Raw genomic sequence first — 10,095 nt, forward strand, 5'->3', positions numbered from 1 at the left:
AATCGTAATCGAAGTTATCGTAGCACCCAGGATTCTCTCGCAAACCAATTTGCCGAGCTTCTCCGATTACGACAACGACAACGACAACGACGACAACGACCGTGTTTACCTTGTCCTGGACTCGTTACTGGGAACCCAGAGCCTTAGGTCACGCCCTTGCAGGGCTTAAGCAGGTCGCAAGACAGGACAAAGCGCCCTGTTAGTAGCGGTAATGGTCGGGCTTGTAAGGCCCATCCACCGACACGCCGATATAGTCCGCCTGGGTACGGGTCAGGGTGGTGAGATGCACCCCGATCTTGCCGATGTGCAGGCGCGCGACCTCTTCATCCAGGGTCTTGGGCAGGATATAGACCCCGACCGGGTACTTGGCCGTGTGGGCATAGATCTCGATCTGGGCCAGCACCTGATTGGTGAAGCTCGCGGACATGACGAAGCTCGGGTGGCCGGTGGCGCAACCCAGGTTCACCAGACGCCCTTGGGCGAGCAGAATGATGCGCTTGCCGTCGGGAAAGATGACGTGATCGACCTGGGGCTTGATCTCTTCCCATTCGTACTTGCTGATGCCGGCCACGTCGATCTCATTGTCGAAATGACCGATGTTGCAGACGATGGCCTGGTCCTTCATGGCGGCCATGTGGTCATGCGTGATGATCCGCAGGTTACCGGTGGCGGTGACGAAGATATCCGCCAGCGGCGCCGCCTCGTCCATGGTCACGACCCGGAAGCCCTCCATCGCCGCCTGCAGGGCGCAGATGGGATCGATCTCGGAGACCCAGACGGTGGCGCCCAGGCCGCGCAGTGATTGGGCGCAGCCCTTGCCCACATCGCCGTAGCCGCAGACCATGCCGATCTTGCCGGCGATCATGACATCGGTGGCGCGCTTGATGCCGTCCACCAGCGACTCGCGGCAGCCGTAGAGGTTGTCGAACTTGGACTTGGTGACCGAGTCGTTCACGTTCATGCCGGGGAACAGCAGGGTCCCGGCAGTGGCCATCTCATAGAGACGGTGCACGCCGGTGGTGGTCTCCTCGGTGACTCCCTTGATGGCCGCCGCGGCCTTGTGCCAATGCTCGGGATCGCGCTCGAAGGTACGCGCGAGCAGGCCCAGGATGGCGGTCCATTCCTCGTTGTCGTCCGCCGTGGGGGCGGGGACCGCGCCGGCCTTCTCATACTCCACGCCCTTGTGGACCAGGAGCGTCGCGTCGCCGCCGTCGTCCAGGATCATGTTGGGCCCGGCGCCGTCGGGCCAGTTGAGGGCCTGCTCCGTGCACCACCAGTATTCTTCCAGGGTCTCGCCCTTCCAGGCATAGACCGGGATGCCGACGGCCGCGATGGCGGCGGCGGCGTGGTCTTGGGTCGAGAAGATATTGCAGGAGGCCCAGCGGACCTGGGCGCCCAGTGCCGCCAGGGTCTCGATCAGGACCGCGGTCTGGATGGTCATGTGCAGGCTGCCGGTGACCCGGGCGCCGGCCAGCGGTTTGGTCGTACCGAACTTCTTGCGCAGGGCCATCAGGCCCGGCATCTCGGTCTCGGCGATGCGGATTTCCTTGCGGCCCCAATCGGCCAGGGACATATCCGCCACTTTGTAGTCGGTGAACTCACTCATGGGTTTAGCTCCGGAGTTAAACGTGAGTGAGCGCCGTTGTGAGGTCGACCCGGCCGCCGAGCCTGGCCTGGGGCGCCCCCACGATCGCGGGGCCCCCAGGTCGCAACGCTCCTCGGTAGCGAGGTTTTGGCAAGACGATTCAGCCGCAAATGAACGCAAATGGACGCAAATCAATACGGTGGACGCGGCTCGCTGGAGAGATTAGCCCCGGCTCGGCGGGTCGGGAGGTCCGGGTCAGGCCGTCAGCGACCGGCTACCATCCTCCTCATTTGCGTCCATTTGCGTCATTTGCGGCAATATTTCTTAAATGCCGGCCGCCGCGCGCAGGGCCGCGGCCTTGTCGGTGCGCTCCCAGGTGAAGCCCGGTTCGCTGCGCCCGAAGTGACCGTAGGCGGCGGTCGTGCGGTACTTGATCAGGTCCTTGTCACCGAGATTCAACATGCGGATGATCCCGTAGGGGCGCAGGTCGAAGTGCTCGCGGATCAGTTCGATGATCCGGTGCTCGCTGACGTTGGCGGTGCCGAAGGTGTCGATCGACACGGAGGTCGGCTCGGCCACCCCGATCGCGTAGGAGATCTGGATCTCCAGCTTGTCCGCCAAGCCCGCGGCGACGACATTCTTGGCCACGTAGCGCCCGGCATAGGCGGCGGAACGGTCCACCTTGGACGGGTCCTTGCCGGAGAAGGCGCCGCCCCCGTGACGGGCCATGCCGCCGTAGGTGTCGACGATGATCTTGCGCCCGGTCAAGCCGCAGTCACCCACGGGGCCGCCGATCACGAACTTGCCGGTGGGGTTGATGTGGTAGCGGGTATCGGCCTTGAGCCAACCGGTCGCGCCCAGCACGGGCTTGATGATCTCCTCCATCACCGCCTCTTGCAGCGTGGTGAGGCTCACGTCCGGACTGTGCTGGGTGGAGAGCACCACGGCCTGGATCGCCACCGGCCGATCGTCCTCGTAGCGGAAGGTGATCTGCGACTTGGCGTCCGGGCGCAGCCAGGGCAGGGTGCCGTTCTTGCGCACCTCGGCCTGCCGCTTGCAGAGCCGGTGGGCATAATCGATCGGGGCCGGCATCAGCAGATCCGTCTCGTTGGTGGCGTAGCCGAACATCAGCCCCTGGTCGCCGGCCCCCTGCGCCTCCTCGGTCTCCCGGTTCACGCCCATGTCGATGTCGCGGGACTGCTCGCCCAAGGCCACCAGCACGCCGCAGGTGTGACCGTCGAAGCCGACCTCGGAGTTGTCGTAGCCGATCTCGTTGACCACCTGGCGCACGACCCGCTCGTAGTCGATCTTCAGATCCGCATCCGTCAGGGTGATCTCCCCCGCCAGCATGACGAAGCCGGTCTTCACCAGGGTCTCGCAGGCCACCCGCGCCTTGGTGTGGTTAGGGTCGCGACGGTAGATCTCGTCCAACACGGCATCGGAGATTTGATCCGCCATCTTGTCCGGATGGCCCTCGGAAACTGACTCGGAGGTGAAGATGTAGTCTTTGCTCATGACCTTAAACTGGCGGTTGCGGCTGGGGTACGGTAGACCAAGCCGACTAGGATAACGATTCGTCGGCAGAGATCCTAGCCCCCGGCGACCGGTTGTCGCGCCACCGGCCGTGCACGCCCGGCCGCTCCCTGGCCGGTTGAGTGCACGCGGCGATCGAGCCGGTGCTGCGATGCCGTCAATTGTGGTTTAGTTTGCGCTTGACAGTTCGGAAAACATCAGTTTTTGCTTCAGGCGGAGCAACATGACTGGAGCACTGGGAGCTTTGCGGATGGCAAGGGGCTGAGGGGGACTGAGCCGCCCCGGCGCGGGGCGCCGTCGGGGAGTCATAAGGATTGTTCTAAGTCGCGGATAAGTTTCCGTGATTAGCCGATGCTTATGATTGTGTGCAATAATCCTCCTTTGCGCTGATGGGCGGAGCGCGGATCGCCCAAGACGCCGGCCGTCGACTCGTCGAGAAATCGATCGTAGGTTGAATCCCGGTCGGCGTCTGGACACCGACGAGCCAAACCCCGACCTCGACCGTTAATCGCCGACCCCGGAGGTCCCAGATGGCATCGCTGCAAACCCCTGTCTGCGCGTTCGATACACCCGCCCCGGACTTCACCCTCCCTGGCGTGGATGGTCGGGTCTGGACGCGTGACCAGTGCCGGGGCGAGCGGGGACTCCTGGTCATGTTCATCTGCAACCATTGCCCCTACGTCCAGGCGGTGCGGGAACGGCTCGTGCGCGACGTGCGGGACCTCCAGGCGCTTGGGATCGGCTGTGTCGCCATCATGTCCAACGATCCGGCGGACTACCCGGAGGACTCGTTCCAGGACATGCAGCGGGTGGCCCGCGAGTTCGGCTACCCCTTCCCCTACCTGTACGACGAGACGCAAGGGGTCGCCCGCGCCTACGGGGCCGTCTGCACACCCGACTTTTTCGGCTACAACGCCGCACTCGGGCTCCAGTACCGTGGTCGGCTGGACGAGAGCCGCAAGGAGGCGGCGGCGCCGGACGTGCGCCGCGACCTGTTCGAGGCGATGCGCGAGGTGGCGCAGACGGGCCGCGGGCCGGCGCAACAGTCCCCGAGCATGGGCTGTTCGATCAAGTGGCGGGCGGGCTGAACGGCACCCGGTGAGCGGGTCCGATCGATGGGGACAGGACAGTCCCAGACTAATTCTCAGTATCCGGAATTGACAAGGCTCTCGCTTTGCGGGCATAAGCTCGCTTTGATTTTCGGGGGCACGCGCCCGGAGTCCGGCCGGACGAGCGCGGCCCTGGAAACGCACGGGCGGGCGGACCCTGACCAGGTGCGCCCCCGCGGTGGTGGGTAACCCGCCACACCGTGCCCCCGGCAACCGCGCCGCCGCGCACCGCAGTACCGCCGCCCGGTCTTGGACCGGTTCGCGGCGGATCGCGCAACTTACTGGTCTTAAAAATATTCAGGAGGGGCCATGTCCTCACGCAGAGAACTTGCCAACGCCATCCGCGCACTTAGCATGGATGCAGTCCAGAAGGCCAACTCGGGCCACCCCGGGGCGCCCATGGGCATGGCCGACATCGCCGAGGTCCTGTGGAACGACTTCATGAAGCACAACCCGGGCAACCCCCACTGGGCGGACCGGGACCGCTTCGTGCTCTCCAACGGGCACGGCTCGATGTTGATCTACTCCCTGCTGCACCTGACCGGGTACGACTTAGGCGTAGAGGACCTGAAGCAGTTCCGCCAACTGCACTCGCGCACCCCGGGACACCCGGAGTACGGCTACGCACCGGGGGTGGAGACGACCACCGGCCCCCTGGGCCAGGGCCTCACCAACGCGGTGGGCATGGCCCTGTCCGAGAAGGTCCTGGCCGCCCAGTTCAACCAGCCTGGTCATCAGATCGTCGACCACCACACCTATGTGTTCCTGGGCGACGGCTGCCTGATGGAGGGCATCTCGCACGAGGCCTGCTCGCTCGCCGGTGCGCTGGGCTTGGGCAAGCTGATCGCGATCTACGACGACAACAACATCTCCATCGACGGCGAGGTGCGCGGGCACGGCAATACCCCGGGCTGGTTCCTGGACAACACCCCCAAGCGCTTCGAGGCCTACGGCTGGCACGTCATCCCCAAGGTGGACGGTCACAACGCCGAGGCGGTCAAGGCGGCGATCGAGGAGGCGCGCGCGGTCGAGGAGCGGCCCTCGCTCATCTGCTGCCAGACCATCATCGGCTTCGGCTCACCCAACAAAGAGGGCAAGGAGGAGTGCCACGGCGCGGCCCTGGGTGCGGAGGAGATCGTCCTGACGCGCGAGAAGCTGGGCTGGCCCTACCCGCCCTTCGAGATCCCGGCCGACATCTATGCCGGCTGGTCCGCCAAGGAGACCGGCGCCAGCGCCGAGGCCGCGTGGAACGAACGCTTCGCCGCCTATGCTGCGGCCTATCCCGTCGCGGCCGCCGAGTTCAAGCGCCGCATGGCCGGCAAGCTGCCGGCCGACTGGTCCGCCGACGCCGACGCCTTCGTCAACGCCGTGGTCGCCAAGGCCGAGACCATCGCCTCGCGTAAGGCGTCCCAGAATGCCCTGAACGGCTTCGGTCCCCTGTTGCCCGAGTTGCTGGGCGGCTCGGCGGACCTGGCCGGCTCGAACCTGACGCTCTGGAAGGGGTGTAAGGGGATCGGCAAGGTCGAGACCGACGGCAACTATGTCTACTACGGCGTGCGTGAGTTCGGCATGTCCGCCAACATGAACGGCATCGCCCTGCACGGGGGCTTCATCCCCTATGGTGCGACCTTCCTGATGTTCTCCGAGTATGCCCGCAATGCACTGCGCATGGCGGCCCTGATGAAGATCCGGACCATCTTCGTCTACACCCACGATTCGGTCGGCTTAGGCGAGGACGGCCCCACCCACCAGCCGGTGGAGCAGATCCCGACGCTGCGCATGATCCCCAACAAGAGCGTCTGGCGCCCCTGCGACGCGGTGGAGTCGGCCGTGGCCTGGAAGCTCGCCATCGAGCGTGAGCACGGGCCCTCCTGCCTGATCTTCTCGCGCCAAAACCTGGCCCACATGCCCCGGACCCCGGACCAGCTCACCGCCATCGAGCGCGGCGGCTATGTACTGCGCGATTGCGCCGGTACCCCGGACGCCATCATCATCGCCACCGGCTCCGAGGTGGAACTGGCGATGAAGGCGGCCGAGGCCTTGACCGACCGGGCGGTGCGCGTGGTCTCCATGCCCTCCACCGACACCTTCGACACCCAGGACGCGGCCTACCGCGAATCCGTCCTGCCGCAGGCCGTCACCGCCCGGGTGGCGGTCGAGGCCGCCGTCACCGCCGGCTGGTGGAAGTATGTGGGCACCAACGGGGCCGTGGTCGGCATCGACCGCTTCGGCGAGTCCGCCCCGGCCGGGGCCCTGATGAAGGAGTTCGGCTTCACCGTCGACCATCTGGTCGCCACGGTAAAGGGCGTCCTCTGACGGCGCGCGGGGCCGCAGGGCCCCCGCCACCCATTCAAGCCTCGCGCCCCGCGCGCTGAGGCGTGATTTTTACCACTCGACAGGAGAACACGCATGACAATCAAAGTTGGCATCAACGGTTTCGGCCGCATCGGGCGCATGGTCTTCCGGGCCATCTCCAAGGACTTCCCCAGCATCGAGGTGGTCGGCATCAACGACCTGCTGGACCCCGAGTACCTGGCCTATATGCTCAAGTACGACTCGGTCCACGGTAACTTCCCCGGCGACATCGCCGTCGATGGCACCACCATGATCGTCAACGGCAAGTCCATCCGCCTGACCGCGGAGAAGGACCCCGCCAACCTGAAGTGGGGCGAGATCGGCGCGGACCTCATCATTGAGTCCACCGGCTTCTTCCTGACCGAAGAGTCCTGCCAGAAGCACATCGCCGCCGGCGCCAAGAAGGTCGTGCAGTCCGCCCCCTCCAAGGACAGCACCCCGATGTTCGTCTTCGGCGTCAACCACAAGACCTACGCCGGTCAGGCCATCATCTCCGGTGCCTCCTGCACCACCAACTGCCTGGCGCCGGTCGCCAAGGTCCTGCACGACAACTGGGGGATCAAGCGCGGCCTGATGACCACGGTCCACGCCGCCACCGCCACCCAGAAGACGGTCGACGGCCCCTCGTCCAAGGATTGGCGCGGCGGTCGCGGCATCCTGGAGAACATCATCCCCTCCTCCACCGGTGCGGCCAAGGCCGTCGGCGTGGTGCTGCCTGAGCTCAACGGCAAGCTGACCGGCATGGCCCTGCGCGTGCCGACCTCCGATGTCTCGGTGGTCGATCTCACCGTCGAACTGGTCAAGGGCGCCTCCTACAAGGAGATCTGCGCCGCCATGAAGGCCGCCTCCGAGTCCGGCGATCTCAAGGGCGTCCTGGGCTACACCGAGGAGAAGGTGGTCTCCACCGACTTCCGCGGCTGCGGCACCCCGTCGATCTTCGACGTCGGGGCCGGCATCGCGCTCGACCCGACCTTCGTCAAGGTCGTCGCCTGGTATGACAACGAGTACGGCTATACCTGCAACATGCTGCGCCTGGTCGAGCACGTCGCGAAGTAAGAAGTGGATAGTGGATAGTGGATAGCCACGGACGGCGAGTGCTGCGCGACCCCAAGTCCGCCGCACTCGCCGCCTCTCACAATCTGGACCAGCTGCCCACCACTATTCACTAACCACTATTCACTAACCACTCGCCCGAGTCATCCGGAAAGCCCCTGGTTTCCCAGATCGCTCAACACACCATATCAACCCATAGAGGGCCGCCCCCATGTCCTTCATCAAGCTCACCGATCTCGACCTCGCCGGTAAACGGGTGCTGATCCGCTCGGATCTGAATGTCCCGGTCAAGAACGGCAAGGTCACCTCGGATGCGCGTATCAGCGCCTCCATGCCCACCTTCGAGCACTGCATCAAGGCCGGTGCCAAGGTGATGGTCATGTCCCACCTGGGGCGACCGGAGGAGGGCGTCTTCTCCGAGGCCGACTCCATGGCGCCGGTCGCCGCCGATCTGGCCGTCAAACTGGGCCGGCCGGTGCGCCTGATCGGCGACTATTTCGAGAACACCCCGGTCATCGCCGACGGCGAACTGGTCCTGCTCGAAAACGTCCGCTTCAACAAGGGCGAGGGTAAGGACAACGAGGAACTGGCCAAGAAATACGCCGCCCTGTGCGACGTCTTCGTGATGGACGCCTTCGGTACCGCCCACCGCGCCCAGGCCTCCACCCACGGCGTCGGCAAGTTCGCCCCGACCGCCTGTGCCGGCCTGCTGCTGGCCGCGGAACTGGACGCCCTGAAGAAGGCCCTGGCCAATCCGGCACGGCCGATGGTCGCCATCGTCGGCGGCTCCAAGGTCTCGACCAAGCTGACGGTGCTCGAGGCCCTGTCCGAGAAGGTGGACCAACTCGTGGTCGGCGGCGGCATCGCCAACACCTTCCTGGCCGCCAGCGGCCACGGTATCGGCAAGTCGCTGTGTGAGCAGGACCTGATCCCGACCGCCAAGGCCCTGATGGCGAAGATGACCGCCCGCGGCGCGACCATCCCGATCGCGGTGGATGTCGTGACCGGCAAGAACTTCGCGGAGACCGAGCCCGCCGTGGTCAAGGACGCCGGCTCCGTGGCCGACGACGACATGATCTTCGACATCGGCCCCAAGTCCGCCCAGCAGTTGGCCGATATCATCGCCAAGGCCGGTACCATCGTGTGGAACGGCCCCGTCGGCGTGTTCGAGTTCGACCAGTTCGGCGGCGGCACCAAGACCGTCGCCATGGCCATCGCCAACGCCGCGGGCTTCAGCCTGGCGGGCGGCGGCGACACCATCGCGGCCATCCAGAAGTACGGCATCTATGACAAGATCTCCTACATCTCCACGGCGGGCGGGGCCTTCCTGGAGTATCTGGAGGGCAAGACGCTGCCGGCGGTCGCCATGCTCGAATCCCGCGCCAAGGGCTGAGATGACTCGCGGTCAGCCTGAAAGTATGCCGATCCTCGAAAGAGGAATTTAGCCGCAAATGACGCAAATAGACGCAAATAATCACGGTGCTACCGTATTTTTTCCGCCCCATCCGGGTGTGGCTGGAACGGCCCTGAGCAGCGGTTTCATTTGCGCTTATTTGCGTTCATTTGCGGCCAATAACTCTTTATAGGATTACCCATGGCCAGACGTACCAAAATCGTCGCGACTCTAGGGCCTGCCACGGACACCCCGGCGGTGATGGATGCCATCATCGCCGCGGGCGTCGATGTGGTGCGGCTCAACCTGTCCCACGACACCCACGAGCGTCACCGCGAGCGGGTGCGCCTGGTGCGTGAGCGCGCCGGGGCCGCCGGCCAGGAGATCGCCATCCTACTGGACCTGCAGGGTCCCAAGATCCGCATCGGGCGCTTCACCGATGGCGCCATCACCCTGACCAACGGCGACCCCTTCGCCATCGACGCCGCCTGCCCCCTGATGGACGGCGACTGGACCCAGGTCGGCACCACCTACCCGGAATTGGCGGCCGACGTGCGTGCGGGTGACATCCTGCTGCTCGACGACGGGGCCATCGAACTGCTGGCCGACGCCGTGACCGACGGGCGCATCGACTGCACCGTCGTCGTCGGCGGCAAGCTCTCCAACAACAAGGGCATCAACAAGAAGGGCGGCGGACTCTCGGCCCCGGCCCTGACGGAGAAGGACAAGGAAGACATCCAACTCGCCGCGGAGCTGCAGACGGACTATCTCGCCGTCTCCTTCGTGCGCAGTGCCGCGGATGTCGAACTGGCCCGGGCGCTGCTGCGCGCGGCCGGCGGGCGGGGCGGCATCGTCGCCAAGATCGAGCGGGCGGAGGCCTTGAACGCGGTCGATGAGATCATCGAGGCGTCCGATGTGATCATGGTCGCCCGCGGTGACCTGGGTGTGGAGATCGGCGACGCCAAGCTCCCGGCGGTGCAAAAGCACCTGATCCATCGCGCCCGGGAGCTCAACCGGGTGGTCATCACCGCCACCCAGATGATGCAGTCCATGATCGACAACCCCAT

At 65.3% G+C, this 10,095-nt stretch carries 7 protein-coding genes and 1 riboswitch; of the genes, 5 read left to right on the plus strand and 2 right to left on the minus strand.

From position 1 onward, the window contains the following. Positions 1-199: 199 nt before the first annotated feature. On the minus strand, positions 200-1,606 hold the full coding sequence (gene ahcY / locus QZY48_RS33100) for an adenosylhomocysteinase (RefSeq protein WP_295438812.1): 1,407 nt from the start codon (positions 1,604-1,606) through the stop codon (positions 200-202). 21 nt (positions 1,607-1,627) lie between these two features. Further along, positions 1,628-1,726, minus strand: a riboswitch (S-adenosyl-L-homocysteine riboswitch). A 183-nt stretch (positions 1,727-1,909) separates the two neighbouring features. Further along, a complete protein-coding gene (gene metK / locus QZY48_RS33105) occupies positions 1,910-3,100 on the minus strand; it encodes a methionine adenosyltransferase (protein ID WP_295438813.1) in 1,191 nt (396 codons plus the stop codon). Between the two features lie 548 nt (positions 3,101-3,648). Between metK and QZY48_RS33110 the strand changes: the two genes are divergently transcribed. From QZY48_RS33110 to pyk, 5 genes are all read left to right on the plus strand, one after another. Next, positions 3,649-4,206, plus strand: a complete 558-nt coding sequence (locus QZY48_RS33110) for a thioredoxin family protein (protein ID WP_295438814.1) — start codon at positions 3,649-3,651, stop codon at positions 4,204-4,206. Positions 4,207-4,536: 330 nt separating this feature from the next. Continuing rightward, the gene (gene tkt, locus QZY48_RS33115) at positions 4,537-6,543 is read left to right on the plus strand and encodes a transketolase (RefSeq protein WP_295438816.1); all 2,007 of its coding nucleotides are present in this window, start codon (positions 4,537-4,539) and stop codon (positions 6,541-6,543) included. A 93-nt stretch (positions 6,544-6,636) separates the two neighbouring features. Continuing rightward, on the plus strand, positions 6,637-7,638 hold the full coding sequence (gene gap, locus QZY48_RS33120; protein ID WP_295438818.1) for a type I glyceraldehyde-3-phosphate dehydrogenase: 1,002 nt from the start codon (positions 6,637-6,639) through the stop codon (positions 7,636-7,638). A gap of 208 nt (positions 7,639-7,846) precedes the next feature. Next, the gene (locus QZY48_RS33125; protein ID WP_295438820.1) at positions 7,847-9,028 is read left to right on the plus strand and encodes a phosphoglycerate kinase; all 1,182 of its coding nucleotides are present in this window, start codon (positions 7,847-7,849) and stop codon (positions 9,026-9,028) included. A gap of 201 nt (positions 9,029-9,229) precedes the next feature. Next, positions 9,230-10,095, plus strand: an 866-nt coding sequence (gene pyk / locus QZY48_RS33130) for a pyruvate kinase (RefSeq protein ID WP_295438822.1), incomplete at its 3' end; no start/stop codon positions are given.

This window comes from uncultured Thiodictyon sp. (assembly GCF_903828115.1).
Taxonomy (GTDB): Bacteria; Pseudomonadota; Gammaproteobacteria; order Chromatiales; family Chromatiaceae; genus Thiodictyon.

Excerpts from the sequence above, each read along its gene's own strand:
- ahcY (WP_295438812.1), bottom strand. The coding sequence starts at position 1,606 with ATGAGTGAGTTCACCGACTACAAAGTGGCGGATATGTCCCTGGCCGAT.
- metK (WP_295438813.1), bottom strand. The coding sequence starts at position 3,100 with ATGAGCAAAGACTACATCTTCACCTCCGAGTCAGTTTCCGAGGGCCAT.
- QZY48_RS33110 (WP_295438814.1), top strand. The coding sequence starts at position 3,649 with ATGGCATCGCTGCAAACCCCTGTCTGCGCGTTCGATACACCCGCCCCG.
- gap (WP_295438818.1), top strand. The coding sequence starts at position 6,637 with ATGACAATCAAAGTTGGCATCAACGGTTTCGGCCGCATCGGGCGCATG.
- QZY48_RS33125 (WP_295438820.1), top strand. The coding sequence starts at position 7,847 with ATGTCCTTCATCAAGCTCACCGATCTCGACCTCGCCGGTAAACGGGTG.
- tkt (WP_295438816.1), top strand. The coding sequence starts at position 4,537 with ATGTCCTCACGCAGAGAACTTGCCAACGCCATCCGCGCACTTAGCATG.